At 62.5% G+C, this 14,945-nt stretch carries 17 protein-coding genes; 8 read left to right on the top strand and 9 right to left on the bottom strand.

The genetic code is table 11. From position 1 onward, the window contains the following. Positions 1–10: 10 nt before the first annotated feature. The gene (purE, locus tag RA29_RS06560) at positions 11–505 is read left to right on the top strand and encodes a 5-(carboxyamino)imidazole ribonucleotide mutase (protein ID WP_082029459.1); all 495 of its coding nucleotides are present in this window, start codon (positions 11–13) and stop codon (positions 503–505) included. Further along, entirely contained in the window at positions 498–1,565 is a 1,068-nt protein-coding gene (locus tag RA29_RS06555) for a 5-(carboxyamino)imidazole ribonucleotide synthase (RefSeq protein ID WP_039684241.1), read from the top strand. The genes purE and RA29_RS06555 overlap by 8 nt, the downstream gene beginning before the upstream one ends. Here RA29_RS06555 and RA29_RS06550 read toward each other — a convergent pair. Together RA29_RS06550 and RA29_RS06545 are read right to left on the bottom strand one after the other, a co-directional pair. After that, the gene (locus RA29_RS06550) at positions 1,562–2,713 is read right to left on the bottom strand and encodes an alpha-D-ribose 1-methylphosphonate 5-triphosphate diphosphatase (RefSeq protein WP_039684239.1); all 1,152 of its coding nucleotides are present in this window, start codon (positions 2,711–2,713) and stop codon (positions 1,562–1,564) included. The genes RA29_RS06555 and RA29_RS06550 overlap by 4 nt on opposite strands. Continuing rightward, the gene (locus RA29_RS06545) at positions 2,694–3,464 is read right to left on the bottom strand and encodes an alpha/beta fold hydrolase (protein WP_039684237.1); all 771 of its coding nucleotides are present in this window, start codon (positions 3,462–3,464) and stop codon (positions 2,694–2,696) included. Before RA29_RS06545 ends, RA29_RS06550 begins: the two co-directional genes overlap by 20 nt. Before the next feature lie 70 nt (positions 3,465–3,534). Between RA29_RS06545 and RA29_RS06540 the strand changes: the two genes are divergently transcribed. Beyond that, the gene (locus tag RA29_RS06540) at positions 3,535–3,987 is read left to right on the top strand and encodes an NUDIX domain-containing protein (protein ID WP_039684523.1); all 453 of its coding nucleotides are present in this window, start codon (positions 3,535–3,537) and stop codon (positions 3,985–3,987) included. On the opposite strand, the gene RA29_RS06535 is transcribed toward RA29_RS06540, so the two are convergent. Beyond that, positions 3,953–4,801, bottom strand: a complete 849-nt coding sequence (locus RA29_RS06535) for a DMT family transporter (RefSeq protein WP_039684235.1) — start codon at positions 4,799–4,801, stop codon at positions 3,953–3,955. The genes RA29_RS06540 and RA29_RS06535 overlap by 35 nt on opposite strands. Positions 4,802–4,900: 99 nt before the next feature. On the opposite strand from RA29_RS06535, the gene RA29_RS06530 reads away from it, so the two are divergent. Both RA29_RS06530 and RA29_RS06525 read left to right on the top strand, forming a co-directional pair. Then, positions 4,901–5,194 (top strand): putative quinol monooxygenase, encoded by a 294-nt coding sequence (locus RA29_RS06530; RefSeq protein ID WP_052249523.1) that lies wholly within the window; start codon positions 4,901–4,903, stop codon positions 5,192–5,194. After that, positions 5,194–5,628: a MarR family transcriptional regulator gene (locus RA29_RS06525; RefSeq protein WP_039684231.1), complete on the top strand. Its 435-nt coding sequence runs from the start codon at positions 5,194–5,196 to the stop codon at positions 5,626–5,628. Before RA29_RS06530 ends, RA29_RS06525 begins: the two co-directional genes overlap by 1 nt. 3 nt (positions 5,629–5,631) lie before the next feature. On the opposite strand, the gene RA29_RS06520 is transcribed toward RA29_RS06525, so the two are convergent. From RA29_RS06520 to RA29_RS06505, 4 genes are all read right to left on the bottom strand, one after another. Next, on the bottom strand, positions 5,632–6,177 hold the full coding sequence (locus tag RA29_RS06520) for a hypothetical protein (protein WP_039684229.1): 546 nt from the start codon (positions 6,175–6,177) through the stop codon (positions 5,632–5,634). Positions 6,178–6,356: 179 nt separating this feature from the next. Then, positions 6,357–8,114 carry an ABC transporter ATP-binding protein gene (locus RA29_RS06515; protein ID WP_039684227.1) on the bottom strand — a complete coding sequence of 586 codons (1,758 nt, stop codon included), beginning with the start codon at positions 8,112–8,114 and terminating at the stop codon, positions 6,357–6,359. A gap of 408 nt (positions 8,115–8,522) precedes the next feature. Then, entirely contained in the window at positions 8,523–10,160 is a 1,638-nt protein-coding gene (gene groL, locus RA29_RS06510) for a chaperonin GroEL (RefSeq protein ID WP_039684226.1), read from the bottom strand. 51 nt (positions 10,161–10,211) lie between these two features. After that, positions 10,212–10,499, bottom strand: a complete 288-nt coding sequence (locus RA29_RS06505) for a co-chaperone GroES (protein ID WP_039684223.1) — start codon at positions 10,497–10,499, stop codon at positions 10,212–10,214. Positions 10,500–10,714: 215 nt separating this feature from the next. On the opposite strand from RA29_RS06505, the gene RA29_RS06500 reads away from it, so the two are divergent. Continuing rightward, positions 10,715–11,710: a TraB/GumN family protein gene (locus RA29_RS06500; protein WP_193743481.1), complete on the top strand. Its 996-nt coding sequence runs from the start codon at positions 10,715–10,717 to the stop codon at positions 11,708–11,710. Between the two features lie 108 nt (positions 11,711–11,818). Here the strand turns inward: RA29_RS06500 and RA29_RS06495 are convergent, their stop codons facing one another. Further along, positions 11,819–12,493: a DUF2161 family putative PD-(D/E)XK-type phosphodiesterase gene (locus RA29_RS06495; RefSeq protein ID WP_039684219.1), complete on the bottom strand. Its 675-nt coding sequence runs from the start codon at positions 12,491–12,493 to the stop codon at positions 11,819–11,821. A gap of 59 nt (positions 12,494–12,552) precedes the next feature. Then, entirely contained in the window at positions 12,553–12,720 is a 168-nt protein-coding gene (locus RA29_RS23165; RefSeq protein WP_193743480.1) for a hypothetical protein, read from the bottom strand. A 304-nt stretch (positions 12,721–13,024) separates the two neighbouring features. Here RA29_RS23165 and RA29_RS06490 point away from each other — a divergent pair, with 304 nt between their 5' ends. Further along, on the top strand, positions 13,025–13,945 hold the full coding sequence (locus tag RA29_RS06490) for a manganese-dependent inorganic pyrophosphatase (protein ID WP_039684218.1): 921 nt from the start codon (positions 13,025–13,027) through the stop codon (positions 13,943–13,945). Between the two features lie 111 nt (positions 13,946–14,056). Beyond that, a complete protein-coding gene (locus RA29_RS06485; protein WP_039684216.1) occupies positions 14,057–14,929 on the top strand; it encodes a TIGR01459 family HAD-type hydrolase in 873 nt (290 codons plus the stop codon). Positions 14,930–14,945: the final 16 nt, after the last annotated feature.

Genomic DNA, 14,945 nt, shown 5'->3' with positions numbered 1-14,945 from the left:
GCCACACGACATGACCCAAACCCCTCCCCCCGTTGGCATAATCATGGGCAGCCAGTCAGACTGGCCCACCATGCGTGAAGCGGCCGAAATGCTGGATGCGCTTGAGGTGCCCTACGAGACGCGCATCGTGTCGGCCCACCGCACGCCGGATCGGTTGTGGGACTACGGCAAGACAGCCGTGGACCGGGGTTTGAAGGTGATCATCGCGGGCGCGGGCGGCGCGGCGCATCTGCCGGGTATGATGGCATCCAAAACGCGGGTACCGGTGATCGGCGTTCCGGTTCAGACCAAGGCGCTGAGCGGGGTCGATAGCCTTTATTCCATTCTACAGATGCCACGCGGGTTTCCCGTGGCAACCATGGCGATTGGCGCTGCGGGTGCCGCGAATGCGGGTCTGATGGCGACGGGTATTCTGGCCGTGTCCGACGACGCACTGGCTGCACGGCTTGAGGCGTGGCGCGAGGCGCTGTCAGCGTCGATCCCCGAGGTGCCCAGCGATGACTGAACCGCTGGCACCGGGCGCGACCATCGGCATTCTGGGTGGCGGCCAATTGGGGCGGATGCTGTCTGTCGCTGCGAGCCGCTTGGGCTTTCGCACCCACATCTACGAGCCCGGCGCATTGCCGCCTGCAGGCGATGTCGCGCATCTGGTGACAACCGCCCCCTACGAGGACAGCGACGCGCTCTTCGCCTTTGCCACAAACGTCGATGTCGTCACCTACGAATTTGAAAACATCCCGACCTTGACCCTGGACGCGCTGGAAGATCACACCCCGATCCGACCCGGGCGCGAGGCACTGCGGGTCAGCCAGGACCGGTTGGTCGAGAAGGAATTCCTGCAAGGGCTTGGCCTGCAGACCGCCCCTTTCGCTGATGTGCCGGACATGGCTGCGCTGGCAACCGCCCTGCCCCAGATCGACACGCCCGGGATCCTGAAAACCCGCCGCTTCGGTTATGACGGCAAGGGACAGGCCCGGATCATGGAGGTTGGCGATGCAGAGGCCGCCCTGGCCGAGATGCAGGGCGCGCCTGCGATCCTCGAAGGGTTCGTGGACTTCAGCCACGAGGTGTCCGTCATTGCGGCCCGCGGCCTCGATGGCGCTGTCGCCTGCTTTGATCCGGGGGAGAACGTGCATAAGGATGGTATCCTGCACACCACAACCGTCCCTGCCCGGCTAAGCGCCGGTCAGCGGACTGATGCTGTCTTGCTGGCCGCCAACATCCTGAATGCGCTTGATTATGTTGGTGTGCTTGGCGTTGAGCTGTTTGTCACGCCCCAAGGTCTGATCGTCAACGAGATCGCGCCGCGCGTACATAACTCGGGTCACTGGACGCAGAATGGCTGTGTCGTGGACCAGTTCGAACAGCATATCCGCGCCATTGCCGGTTGGCCCTTGGGCGACGGGAAGCGTCACGCAGATGTGGTGATGGAGAATCTGATTGGCGATGACATGGACCGCGTGCCGGATCTGGCGAAGGATCCCGCGACCGCTCTGCACCTCTACGGCAAGGCCGAGGCGCGGGCCGGGCGCAAGATGGGCCATGTGAACCGCATCGTGGGCTAGGCTGCGGCCACAAACCTTTGCGCGATGTCGCCAGACATGTAGCTGACCCGCCCGCCAGAGATCGTTGCCGCAACCCGGTCTTGCGCGTCAAGGATCACCAGATCGGCGCGTTTGCCTGCCTCAAGCGTGCCGCGATCCGTCAGACCCAGCACCGCAGCGGGGCCGGATGACACAAGCGCCCACGCGCCATCCAATCCCATGAGACCGCTCTTGGCCAGCATCAAGGCCGCCCGCCGGGGCGACGGGTAGTGGTAGTCGGATGCAATCGCGTCGCAGAGCCCCATGGCAATCAGGTCGAGCGCGGACACGTTGCCCTTGTGCGACCCACCCCGCACAACGTTGGGCGAGCCCAGAACCACCAGGTCGCCCGCCGCGTGCGCCGCTTCTGCCGCCTCAAGCGTTTCGGGGAACTCTGCCACATGCGCCCCGCGCGCGTGCCATGTGGCGCGCTGGTCGGCTGAGGCGTCATCATGGCTGCCAAGCTGGATGCCCACAGTATTCAGTTGCGCGGCCAGGACATCCAGCGCCTCGGGCACCGCATCTCCGCGCGCGTGCATGTCGAGCAACATCTGAAAGTGCACATCCGGGTTCCGCCCGGCCTTGAGCGCCTGCCCCGTGAGCCGTGGTGGTTTGCGCCCCTCGGCCAGCCGGTCATGCGGCAGGTGGTCATTGAACACGACATAGTGGATGTCCCAATCGGTGATACGCGCGGGCAACTCGTCGTAAAGGTCCAGCATATGCGTCTCGAACCGCAATTGCGGGCGCAGGTCCGTGATCACCTGATCCCGTGTGGCGATCAGCGCCTTGAACACCTGATCCGCGAAATAGAGCCCGCGCAGCCCCCCTTCCCAGCTGACAAACTGGGCAAGAACCGCCGTGGTGATGCCATTGGCGGCGATCTCGGCCTCGGCGGCCATGATCCCCTCGTTCATCTGCTTCATGGCGCCCCGGCGCGGTGCCATGTGCCGTTCGAACCCGTCGCCGTGCACATCGATGATGCCCGGCAGGATGCGGTAGCCGCTCAGATCAACGGCCCGCCCCGCGCGGGTGTCCACGATCTGGCCGTCCGCCAGCGACAGATCGGGGGTTTCGAGGCCGGAGGGCAGCAGCACCTTGGCCCCGATCAGGTCAATTTCGAGCATCGTCATTTCCCGTCAGGCAGTCCCCGTCGGGACAGCCCAGTTGTTCAAGCACCGCATCGACCCAGCGCAGGTCCCGGTCGAAGGCCCCGTTTTCCAAAAAGGTCAGGACCTGTGCAATCACATTGGGATTGTTCATCATGAAAGTGTGCGTGACAGGCAACACGAGGTGATCCGTCATGCCAGCAACCGGGGTCGCGACGACCGACACCTTGCCATCGTCCGGCCCCGGCAGGAGGGACGAGAAGTAGGGATTGAGCGACTGTTCCCCCGCGATGATCCCCACCGGATAGGTCACGCCCGGCAGGCTGCGCGGCAGGCTGGCTGGACCCGTACCAAGCTGCCGGCCTGCAGGACCGTTGAACCAGCCAAACGCTTCGAGGTCGCCCAACTCATCCACCACTTCGCTGCCACGGTTGGGCGGGGCCAGCATCACCGTGCGCCCCAGATTGTCCGGTATCGCCGTATGGGCAAACCAGTAGCGCACAAGGATGCCGCCCATGGAGTGGGTCACAAAGTGCACGGTGTCGTCGCCGCAGGCCTCCATCGCGCGGGGCATCACATCAAGCGCCAGCGTTTCCACCGTTTCGGTGGTCGACGGATAGCCGGGGCGCACAACCCGGTAGCCGTCGTTCAGCAGGGCCTGTTCCAGCACCAAAAGCGACGCTTCGGTCCGCGCGAGCCCGTGCAGCAGCACCACGCAGTCGGCGCGGGCCATGCTGGCCATCAGCAGCAGGACAAGGGCGGCAATCCATCTCATACCCTTGAGATAGCTTTCCGTGCGGCGCTATGGAATGGTAACGCGTCGTCTTTCACTCAAAGGTGTGATCATGCGCCCGAAATCTCCCCGCATCGCCGTGCGCGCCGTCATTGTCGAGGATGGGCGGCTGTTGATGGTCAATGCCTGGCACACGGCCAAGAGCAATCTGATGTGTGCCCCCGGCGGCGGGGCCGAGGTGGGCAGCAGCCTGCCTGCGAACCTTGCGCGTGAAGTTTATGAGGAAACCGGGCTGACCGTTGAGGTCGGACCGCCCTGCCTCGTGAACGAGTACCACGACGCACCCAGCCAGTTTCACCAGGTCGAGGTGTTCTTTCGCTGCACCGTCAAGCCCGGCACCCTGCGCCCGGAGGTCTGGCACGATGCCGAGGCGGTCGTGACCGAGCGGCGTTGGCTGACGGCGGAAGAGTTGGCGGCAGTGCCGCACAAACCCGACAGTCTGGGTGCCGTGGCCTTTGGCGCCGAGGGCGTCAGTTACGACCCGCTGGAGCCTTTGATGCGGTGACCGCGACGGCGATTCCGCCGACGACAAGCGCAGCAGCGAGTGCGAGGGAGATCGACAGCGCCTCGCCCAAGAGCAGCGCGCCCCCAGCAATAGCAATGATCGGAACGCTGAGTTGCACAACAGCCGCCGTCTGTCCGGCAAGCCGCGGCAGGATGCTGTACCACAGCGCGTAGCCAAGGCCGGACGTCACCGCGCCCGACATGATGGCGAGTGCAATACCAGATGGAGCAGCGTGCAAACCCGTGCCGAGCAGCAAGATGTTAAGGATAGGCAGCGTCCAGACAAAGTTCGCCGCGGTGGCCGCAAGCGGGTCTGTGGCCCCTTTACCCACGAGCGTGTAGGCCGCCCAACCCAGGCCCGCGATGACCATGAGTGTTGCGCCCACTAGGTCGCCGCCCCCGCTCTCATCCGGCCAAAGTGCAATCAGCAGACCGGCAAAGGCGATGCTCGCGCCCAGCACCTGCCGCGCGGTTGGATGACCGCCGCGCAGGGCCGACCAGCCAAACATTGTCACCTGCACGGTGCCAAAGAGGATCAGAGCCCCCAGCCCGGCATCCAGCGTCACATAGGCCAGCGAAAACCCGATCATGTACGCGGCAAGGCTGAACGCCCCGACAACCCGATCGCGGTGCAGCATCGGCAGCCCGCCACCGCGCACAGTCAGGATCATGCACAGCGCCACCGCCCCCGCCAGCACGCGGATCATGGCAAAGCTCGATGGATCAATACCGCCCCCATCCACCGCCATACGGTTCAGAACAGAATTGGCCGCAAAGGCAACCATCGTGAGGCAAATCAACAGGATCAGGCGCATTCCCGTCCCTTACCCCGCCGCGCATGCAGCGCCAAGCGGCCGATTGAAAGACACGCAAAGGTGACATATAGTTATTATGCTAACCATATGGAGATTACGATGACCGAACTGAGCATCTTCGCCACCATCCGCCCCAAACCGCAGCACCGGGCCGACGCACTGGCGGCGATCCAAGGCATCCTCGACGCGACGCGCGCAGAGCCGGGGTGCCACCGCTTTGAACTCAACGTGGATGCGGGCGACGACGATGCGCTATATCTGGTGGAACACTGGGCAGATGACGCAGCCCTCGACGCGCATTACGCGCATGACTACGTACAAGAGGTCTTTGCCGCCTACGAAAACTGGCTGGCTGAACCGGTACAGATTGTTCGAATGCGGCGCGCGGCCTGATGTTCTTTCTCAAGGACCTGCCGAGCGAGGCGATGATCAGGGGCGTCACTGCTGATCTGCCGGACGTCTCACCGGGCCATGTCCTGTCGGTCCTGAGCCACCTGCGCGCTGCCAGTGTCCTTATGCGCGACATCGAAGCCTATCTGCGCGGGCATGGCCTGTCGCAGACCCAGTTCCTTGCCATGATGATGATCATGCGCGAACCGGAGCGCACCAGCCTGTCGGCGGTCGAGATTGCGGCGCGCCTCGACATATCGAAACCTGTACTCAGCAAGGTGCTGGCCAGCCTGACAGACAAGGGCCTGATCGCTCCGGCCGCGTCACAACCCGCCGACCGGCGGCAAAAGCAGTTGTCTCTGACCCCGGCGGGTAAACAGCGCTTTGCCCAGGTCCTGCCCGGCTATTTCCAACTGCTGCACGCAGCCAATCTATAGGCCCTAGCGGTGCGGGAAGCCGAGATTGCCGATGGCGACCGCCTGTGACAGCCCATCCATGAAGCGGCGGACAGCGGCGGGTGAATTCAGGTGGTACTTGGTCTTGTCCGCTGGCGCGCCATCATAGAGCGCCCGCATCTTGGCGCGGCTCGTGTTCCGGGTCCGCCAGATAAAGGACAGAAACTCGGCACTGAACTGTTCGGGGCACCCGTCGGGCAAGTCTGGGCGCTCTTTCCCGTAGTGCTTGATCGTGCGCCACAGGACGCGGCGCAACCGCAACCCAACCGGCATGTCCAGCCAGATCAGCGTGTCGGCACGGTCAAGCCGCTGTGGCCATGTGCGACTGTGCCCGCCTTCGAAAATCCAGGTCGGGCGGGCGATGACTTCCAGCGTCATCTTGGACTTCTCATCAGGTTCACGTTCAACCCAGCCCGATTTCCAGTGGATCAGATCGATGTGCACAACCGGCAGAAAGGTCTTTTCGCCCAAAGCCCGCGCAAGGGTCGATTTGCCCGATCCGGGCTGTCCGATGATCATCACGCGCTTCATCGGTGTACCGTGGGGCAAGCGCGCAATATCACCTTGGCGGACGGGTGCGCAGTTTCGGCTGTATCAAAATGCGGTTTGGACATTCCCGTAATCTCTCTCTGGCTGTGGCATTGAAATGTGCCTGTCTGAAAAAGGCACAGCGCGCCGGAAACCGTCCCGGCGCGCTGTGCAACATGCCTTTATGCTGCCAGCGTCTGACGCTGCCGCAAAGCGCGGTAAAGGCCGTCCTTGCGTGCCATCAACTCGGCGGGCGTGCCATCCTCAACGATCCGACCACTGTCGAAGACAAGGATGCGATCCATCCGTTCGACCGTGGCCAGACGGTGCGCGATGACAAGGGTCGTGCGCCCCTCCATCAACCGCTCGGCAGCCTCGGCAACCCGTGCCTCGGCCTCGGAATCGAGCGACGAGGTCGCCTCGTCCATCACCAGAACCGGCGCGTCGGACAGGAAGGCGCGCGCAATGGCGACGCGCTGACGTTCGCCACCTGACAGTTTCACGCCGCGCTCGCCGACCTCGGTGCCGTAGCCCTTCGGCAGGTTCGAGATGAACCCAGCCGCACCAGCGCGTTCCGCCGCCTCCCGCACTTCAGCGGGCGTGGCACCGGGACGGGCATAGGCGATGTTCTCCGCCAGCGAGCGGTGGAACAGCACAGGTTCCTGCGGCACCAGCGCGATGTGGCGGCGCAACTCATTCAGAGGCACCCGTGCGATGTTCACACCGCCCAGCGTGATCGCACCCTCCGTCACCTCGTGAATCCGTTGTATCAGCTTGACGAAGGTTGTCTTGCCCGAGCCGGACCGACCGACAAGACCCACTTTCTGCCCCGCAGGGATCGCGACGTTCAGGTCCACGAAAAGTGGCGTCGCCGCGCCCGCGTAGCCATAGGTGACATTGTCAAAGGCCAGCGCAGCCGCACGCGCGGGCAGCGCCTGTGCGGGTTGATGCACGATGTCCTGTTCAGGCGTAGTGGCCATCAGGTCCACCAGCTCTTCGGCGTCGTTGATCGACTTCTGCAACGTCCGGACATGATTGCCCATCTGGCGCAGATACCCGTCCATCATGCCGAGGGCCGAGACGACAAAGGCGATCTCGCCCGCGCCCGCTGCCCCTTGAACAAAGGCCAGAAGCGCACCACCCAGCACTGCCGCGCGGAGACACCAAAGGGACGAGTCCTGCACCAGCCCTGACCACGTGCCGCGCCGCCACGTGCGCCGCGTGCGGTGCGCCCATTTCGACAGGACCTGACCCAACCGTGTGTCCTCGCGTGCCTCACCCGCATGGGCGCGCACAACCGGGTTCGACGTGATGGCGTCGGCCAGCGCCCCAGACACGCGGCTGTCCTGTGCGTTTGACAGCCGTGCAGCGGGTGCAACCCACGTGAGCGTAAGGGTCAGCGAGAGGCCCAGAAACAGGGCGGCACCGAGTGCAGCGATCAGCCCAATGTCCCAGCGAAACGCCGCCAGCGTGCCGATGGTCCCCAGCAACACCAGCGTCGACGGCAACAGCGCCAGAAGCAGAACATCAGCCATGTCATCGAGCGCCCAGGCCCCGCGCGTGATCTGCCGCACGGTCGAGCCAGCAAACGCATTTGCGTGCCAGTCGGCGGGCAAGCGCTGCACACGCGCAAACGCTTCTTGTTCTGCCGTGCGCATGGTTGGCACGGTCAGCGCGATGATCGTGAAATAACTCAGGATCTTGCCGCCAATCGACACGACGCCCAGCGCCAGCAGTGTCGCAAATGGCATCCACGGCGATGCGCCCTCTGACACGGCAGCCACCAGGCGCCCTGTTATCACGGGAATGGTGACGTCCGCCGCCGTCGACAACAGCACGAGCGCCAGGATCGCCGCCACAAGGCCGGGGCGGCGGCCCCAGAGGCGGCAAGCGAAGGAGAGAACGCGCGCAATGGCGCCTTTGGAAGACAACAGGGGCATGAAATGATCACGGGGCAAGCCCGTGCCTCGGATGTAATAGAAAGGTGTCCGAATGTGGACGAAGCGACTGACGGTAGGGGCGAAAAGGCCCGGCTAGGTCAGGAAGGTACTCGTGGGTGAGCGCCTGCTAGGAGGGTACGCATATCGAATTTCATGTTCGCCCTCCTTGCTTGTGGGTTTCGCTGCGCGTTTGGTACGGCGGCAATCACAACCAAGTCAAGCTGTGTCGAAACGACCAATTTGACGTTGGCGGATTTCTGCTCAACCATAACGGGAGATGCAGATGCGACCCAGTTAGCTGCCGCCCCGTTCCCTGACGCGGTCAAAGCCTCTGACACAAAAAAGGGCCGCCCAATGGGCAGCCCTTCGCAGTCTTATGCGGACCAGCATCGCGCCGGTCCAAGCAGCTTACATCATGCCGCCCATGCCGCCCATGTCGGGCATTGCGGGCGCGCCAGCGCCTTCCTTGGCGGGCTTGTCGGCCACCATGGCTTCGGTTGTGATCAGCAGCGAAGCAACCGAAGCTGCGTCTTGCAGAGCTGTGCGGACCACTTTGGCAGGGTCGATCACGCCGAACGAGAACATGTCGCCATATTCTTCCGTCTGTGCGTTGAAGCCAAAGGTCACGTCGTCGCTTTCGCGGATTTTGCCCGCGACGACGGCACCGTCGACACCGGCGTTTTCAGCGATCTGACGCAGCGGTGCTTCGATAGCGCGGCGCACGATCGAGATACCGACGTTCTGGTCGTTGTTCACACCGGACACGCCGTCCAGCGACTTCGCAGCTTGCACCAGCGCAACACCACCACCGACGACAACACCTTCCTGCACAGCAGCACGGGTTGCGTTCAGAGCATCATCGACGCGGTCCTTACGCTCTTTCACTTCGACTTCGGTCATGCCGCCGACGCGGATGACAGCAACACCGCCTGCCAGTTTGGCAACGCGCTCTTGCAGCTTCTCACGGTCGTAGTCCGAGGTGGTTTCTTCGATCTGCTGACGGATCTGCGTCACGCGGGCTTCGATCTCCGCCTTCTCGCCGTTGCCGTCGATCACGGTGGTCTCGTCCTTGGTGATCTGAACGCGCTTGGCGGTGCCCAGCATGTCCATGGTCACGTTCTCAAGCTTCATGCCGAGGTCTTCGGAGATCACCTGGCCACCGGTCAGGATCGCGATGTCCTGCAGCATGGCTTTGCGGCGGTCGCCGAAGCCGGGTGCTTTGACAGCTGCGATTTTCAGGCCGCCGCGCAGTTTGTTCACAACCAGAGTTGCGAGCGCTTCGCCTTCAACGTCTTCTGCGATGATCAGCAGGGGTTTCTGCGACTGGATCACGGACTCGAGCAGCGGAACCATCGGCTGCAGCGACGACAATTTCTTTTCGTGCAGCAGGATCATGCAGTCTTCGAGCTCGGCGGTCATCTTGTCCGCGTTGGTCACGAAGTAGGGGCTCAGGTAACCGCGGTCGAATTGCATACCTTCGACAACGTCGGTTTCTGTTTCCAGACCCTTGTTCTCTTCGACGGTGATGACGCCTTCGTTGCCAACCTTCTGCATCGCGTCTGCGATCTGCTGGCCGATTTCAGCTTCACCGTTGGCGGAGATGGTGCCGACCTGTGCCACTTCGGCGCTGTCGCTCACTTCGCGGGAGGCTGCCTTGATCGCTTCAACGACTTTGGCTGTTGCCATGTCGATGCCGCGCTTGAGGTCCATCGGGTTCATGCCAGCGGCAACCGACTTCATGCCTTCCTTGACGATGGCTTGCGCCAGAACAGTGGCGGTCGTGGTGCCGTCGCCTGCTTCGTCGTTGGTGCGGGAAGCAACTTCCTTCACCATTTGGGCGCCCATGTTCTCGAACTTGTCTTCCAGTTCGATTTCCTTGGCAACCGACACACCGTCCTTGGTGATGCGGGGTGCGCCAAAGGATTTGTCGAGCACCACGTTGCGGCCTTTGGGGCCCAGTGTCACTTTGACGGCGTCAGCCAGAATGTTCACGCCGGTCAGCATGCGCCCGCGGGCATCTGTGTCGAATTTGACGTCCTTAGCCATTGGTATTCTCCTATGAGAGTGTCGTGAAAGAGATCAGAGAAGCGGGGCCGCTTACTCGATGATCCCCATGATGTCGCTTTCTTTCATCATCAGCAGCTCTTCGCCGTCGATGGTGACCTCGGTGCCGGACCATTTGCCGAACAGCACCTTGTCGCCGGCTTTCACACCCATCTCGATCAGCTCACCGCTGTCTTTGCGGGCGCCGGGGCCTGCGGCGACGATTTCGCCTTCGCTAGGCTTTTCCTTGGCGCTATCGGGGATGATCAGCCCGCCAGCGGTTTTCTCTTCGCTTTCCGTGCGGCGTACCAGCACGCGGTCATGAAGCGGTTTCAATGCCATCTTTGCAGCTCCTTGAGGCTCAAAGTTTTCTCCCTTGACCCCGTGATCGGGGCCGTTAGCACTCATCACATGCGAGTGATAACGTAGCGTAGTTATGGAAGCACCCGGGACGAGTCAACCACGCGATACCGCAAAATTTTCGCCACCTGCGCGACACGCCCTTGGAACCGGTCGCGCCATTGCCTAGCCTGTCGAAAACAAGCGGTGAGATGGCGATGCAGACCCTTCTGAAACATGTGATTTTCGCAGCCACGCTGCTGATCCCGGCTGCTGTGCAGGCTGCCTGTTCCGGCACGGATATGCGACCGTATCTGAGCGAAGCGGCGCAGGCAGAGATCTCAGAGCGCACCGCCGCGCTGCCCTACGCTGAGGGTAATCATTGGCGCGCCACCCGCGGGGACCAGACAATTACACTGGTTGGCACAATGCACATACACGATCCCCGCATGGCCGATATCGTCGCGCGTCTGGCCCCCACCGTGGCATCCGCCGACCTGCTGCTGGTCGAGATCACGGCAGAAGAAGAGGCCGCCCTCCTCAACGCCATCTCGACCGACCCGACCATCGCCTTTCTCACTGACGGGCCCAGCCTGATCGAACGCGTGTCGCCCGACGTGTGGGCCACTTTGGCCGATGCCGCACAAAAGCGGGGCGTGCCGCCCTTCATGGCCGCAAAGTACCAGCCGTGGTTTTTGTCGATGACCTTGGCCATCGCCCCGTGCGCCATGGCCGATCTACACGCAGGCAAAGTCGGCCTCGACAAGTTGATCATGGCAGAGGCCGCGCAGGCCGACGTACCAATTGCAGCGCTGGAAACACATCGCGAGATGATTGACCTGCTGGCAGCGGATCCGATTGAGGAACAGATGCAGTTCCTGCCGCTGGTCGCGCAAATGGAAAGCACCGTGGATGACGCCACAGCCACCACCGTGGCCGCTTACTTCGAAGAGCAACACGGCGCGCTGCTGGCCTTCTCCCGTGTCTTTACCCGCGATCAGATCAGTTTCCCGCCCGAAGAATTCGAGGCCCTGTTTGACGAGATGATGGTGATGCTGCTGGACCAGCGGAACCTGATGTGGATGGACCGGATCGATCAACGGGATGAGCCGAACATCGTGATCGCGGTAGGGGCTGCACATCTGGGCGGTGACACCGGGCTGCTCAATCAGCTCGAATTGCGCGGGTTCACACTGGAGCGGCAACCGTTCTGACAGACCGTTTCCCGACGCGGGAAACGACTGGAGACTGGCGCAGTTTCAAGCAACGTCGCGCCAGGTTTTCCGCGTCGGAAAACCGCCCGGATTTTGCGTCAAAATCCGCTACGCGCCTAGAACCTGACCCGACTGCGACACCGCCTCCCCCCCTTTGGGCGTCAGCCCATACACGCCCTTTTCAACCTTCTCGAACCAGCCATAGTGATCATCGCGCATCATGGTCGTTGCGCGGGACACACCCGTCTCGCGCGCCACATCCGCACCCTTACTGGCCCCGACTTCATAAAGATACATCGCCAGTTTCAGCGCATCCTGCCGGTAGGCCGTGATCAGCCCGACGCGGGTTTGCCCACCGTCGTTGGGGTCCCCCTGCCGTGCCGCAAACTCCTTGAGCAACCGGCCCTGTCGCTTGGCGTTCTTGCGCGGTGAATAAGGCCCCGGATCGCAATGCACCTGCACAAGACCATCCGACAGCCGCACCGTCATCAGACCCAGGCCCAGACGGCGGCACAGGCGCGTCATGTCCTTGGCAGCTTTGAGGAACCGTTTCCCCTTGCCGCGCTCGACAGCCATGTAGACGTCATCGCTGACCGACAGACGCGCCACACATTGATGCACAAGGGCAAGCGAGAAGCCCAGCTTTAGCTCCACAATTACAGGCGGCTCACCCCCACGAACAGCCACGACATCAGCCGCCCCCACTTCGGACTTCACGACATAGCCCTGCCCCTCCAGAAAGGTCTTGATCGGTGGGTAAAGGTCGGTTTCGCGGGTCGTCACGTGGCTGGGTCCGGTTTGGCCCGCACGAGGAAACCCCCGCGCGAGCCCTTTGGCAAGCCCTAGCGCCCGCCGGTGCGTCCCGGAAAACGCGGTGGCCGCCCGCCGCGCACTTGGGTGCGCAGCGTATGATCCGGCTTGCGGCTTGCAGCCGGTCGGATCGGTTGGCGGGGTTTGGACGTGGTCAGTGTGTCGCCCGGCTTGCGGGCGGGTTTCTTGGATACGGGCATGAGGTGCCCCTTCTGTCTGAATTGGATGGGATTGCGCAGCGCGCAGATCAATCCCCGCGGATGCGGGTCAGGCAGGCTTGTCCATCGGGAAACACTCCTCTGAAAACATGCGCCTCGCTGGGCGCGGAACGGGTGGGCAATCAGGCCGCGTTGTTCATTTTCAGAGCACTCCTTGGTCGTATTCCACCAGCATACACCGTATCCGCGGGCGCGACAATTGCTCACTGACCCGCCCCCCGTGACACCATGGGAAAGGTTGCTATAAGGACGCCGAAATATCCCCTCCCCCAAAGGACGCATTGCGATGACAACCCTTGTTTTTGGCCATAAATCACCCGACACCGACTCCACCGGATCGCCCATCATCTGGGCGTGGTATCTGAACGAGATCAAAGGCGTCGCAGCCGAGCCCGTGCTGCTGGGCGAGCCCAACACCGAAGCGGCCTTTGTCCTGAAAAAATGGGATCTGCCCAAGCCGCGGATCATCAACAGCGTGGACGCAGACCAGCCGGTCGTGATCGTGGACACCAACAACCCCGCCGAGCTGCCCGATGCCATCAACGATGCCGACATCACCGCCATCATCGACCACCACAAGCTGGTCGGTGGGCTGGAAACCAAGGGTCCCATCGACATTCGGATCGAGCCGTTGGCCTGCACCGCGACCATCATGTGGAAGATGATCGGCAAGGACATGGCGCAAATGCCCACGGGAGTAAAAGGCGCGATGCTGTCCTGCATCCTGTCCGACACGCTGGAATTCCGTTCGCCCACCACAACGCAGGAAGACAAAGCGATTGCCCATGATCTGGCCAAGGACCTGAGCGTGGATCTGACCGCCTATGCGTCCGAGATGTTCGAGGCGAAGTCGGACGTCTCCGCCTTCTCCGATGCCGAACTGCTGCGCATGGACAGCAAGGAATATGCCGTCGATGGCACGCAATTCCGCGTCTCTGTCCTGGAAACCACCGCGCCCAAACTGGTACTGGATCGCAAGGACAGCCTGATGGCCTCCATGGTTGATGTGGCGAAAGAGGACGGCGCGGACGAGGTTCTGCTGTTTGTGGTCGATATCCTGAACGAAGAAGCCACCATGCTGATCCCCAATGACCGCGTGAAGGGCGTGGCTGAAAAGAGCTTTGACGCCACCGTAACCGGCGACACCGTGGTCCTGCCCGGCATCATGAGCCGGAAAAAGCAGATCATCCCGAACCTCAAGGTCTGAGGGTGCGGGGCGGAGGACACCTCCGCCTTACTATTTCGACACCGTGGCCTATGTTGCCGCGAGACGGGCGGACCATCGGTCCGCCCTCCTTTTTGAAGACGGAGTGCCCCTATGGCCCAGATCATTTCCGCCCTGTCCGAGATTTCGGACCATTACGACGCGCTGTTCGTGGACCTGTGGGGCTGTGTGCACAACGGGGTGAAGGCGCTGCCCGAAGCGGTTGCCGCCCTGCAGGCCTACCGCGCCAAGGGGGGCAAGGTGGTACTCGTCACAAACTCGCCCCGCCCGCGCGCTGGTGTGCAAAAGCAATTGGTGCATTTTGGCGTGCCGGATGATGCCTGGGACACAATCGCGACGTCCGGAGACAGTGCGCGCGCTGCGATGTTCCGCGGGATCGTGGGATCCAAGGTCTACTTCATCGGACAGCCCGGCGAAGAGAAGTTTTTCCAGCCCATCGGCGTGATCAAGGACCCGGTTCAGATCGACATGGTCCCGTTGAACGAAGCCGAGGGCATCGTGTGCACCGGCCCGCGCGATCCCATGGCGGACCCGGACGTCATGCGGCCCGAGTTCCTGATGGCCAAGCAACTGGGGCTGAAGCTGCTCTGTGCCAACCCCGACATTGTCGTGGACCGGGGCGAGGTGCGCGAATGGTGTGCCGGCGCGCTGGCGAAGCTTTACACCGAGATGGGCGGTGAGAGCCTGTATTTCGGCAAGCCACATCCACCGATCTATGATCTGGCGCGTCGGCGGTTGGCGGAACTGGACGTGGATGTGCCCGACAGCAGCATTCTGGCGATTGGGGACGGGGTGCTGACGGACATTGCCGGAGCGATGGGAGAGGACATCGATTCCCTGTTTATTTCGGGCGGATTGGCCGCCGCGGAAACAAAAACGTCGCACCAACCGGACCCGGATGCACTAAGTGCTTATCTTGAAAAGGAAACCTCTGCGCCAACTTTCGCCATAGGACATCTCCGCTGACCTACTTTTGTCTTGC

The organism is Tateyamaria sp. ANG-S1 (assembly GCF_000814025.1).
In the GTDB taxonomy this organism is placed as follows: domain Bacteria; phylum Pseudomonadota; class Alphaproteobacteria; order Rhodobacterales; family Rhodobacteraceae; genus Tateyamaria.
The sequence above is the reverse complement of the archived record's forward strand: the minus strand, read 5'-3'. Positions and strand labels throughout refer to the sequence as shown.

Coding starts and splice junctions, on each gene's coding strand:
- purE (WP_082029459.1), top strand. CDS start 11: ATGACCCAAACCCCTCCCCCCGTTGGCATAATCATGGGCAGCCAGTCA.
- RA29_RS06555 (WP_039684241.1), top strand. CDS start 498: ATGACTGAACCGCTGGCACCGGGCGCGACCATCGGCATTCTGGGTGGC.
- RA29_RS06550 (WP_039684239.1), bottom strand. CDS start 2,713: ATGACGATGCTCGAAATTGACCTGATCGGGGCCAAGGTGCTGCTGCCC.
- RA29_RS06545 (WP_039684237.1), bottom strand. CDS start 3,464: ATGAGATGGATTGCCGCCCTTGTCCTGCTGCTGATGGCCAGCATGGCC.
- RA29_RS06540 (WP_039684523.1), top strand. CDS start 3,535: ATGCGCCCGAAATCTCCCCGCATCGCCGTGCGCGCCGTCATTGTCGAG.
- RA29_RS06535 (WP_039684235.1), bottom strand. CDS start 4,801: ATGCGCCTGATCCTGTTGATTTGCCTCACGATGGTTGCCTTTGCGGCC.
- RA29_RS06530 (WP_052249523.1), top strand. CDS start 4,901: ATGACCGAACTGAGCATCTTCGCCACCATCCGCCCCAAACCGCAGCAC.
- RA29_RS06525 (WP_039684231.1), top strand. CDS start 5,194: ATGTTCTTTCTCAAGGACCTGCCGAGCGAGGCGATGATCAGGGGCGTC.
- RA29_RS06520 (WP_039684229.1), bottom strand. CDS start 6,177: ATGAAGCGCGTGATGATCATCGGACAGCCCGGATCGGGCAAATCGACC.
- RA29_RS06515 (WP_039684227.1), bottom strand. CDS start 8,114: ATGCCCCTGTTGTCTTCCAAAGGCGCCATTGCGCGCGTTCTCTCCTTC.
- groL (WP_039684226.1), bottom strand. CDS start 10,160: ATGGCTAAGGACGTCAAATTCGACACAGATGCCCGCGGGCGCATGCTG.
- RA29_RS06505 (WP_039684223.1), bottom strand. CDS start 10,499: ATGGCATTGAAACCGCTTCATGACCGCGTGCTGGTACGCCGCACGGAA.
- RA29_RS06500 (WP_193743481.1), top strand. CDS start 10,715: ATGCAGACCCTTCTGAAACATGTGATTTTCGCAGCCACGCTGCTGATC.
- RA29_RS23165 (WP_193743480.1), bottom strand. CDS start 12,720: ATGCCCGTATCCAAGAAACCCGCCCGCAAGCCGGGCGACACACTGACC.
- RA29_RS06490 (WP_039684218.1), top strand. CDS start 13,025: ATGACAACCCTTGTTTTTGGCCATAAATCACCCGACACCGACTCCACC.
- RA29_RS06485 (WP_039684216.1), top strand. CDS start 14,057: ATGGCCCAGATCATTTCCGCCCTGTCCGAGATTTCGGACCATTACGAC.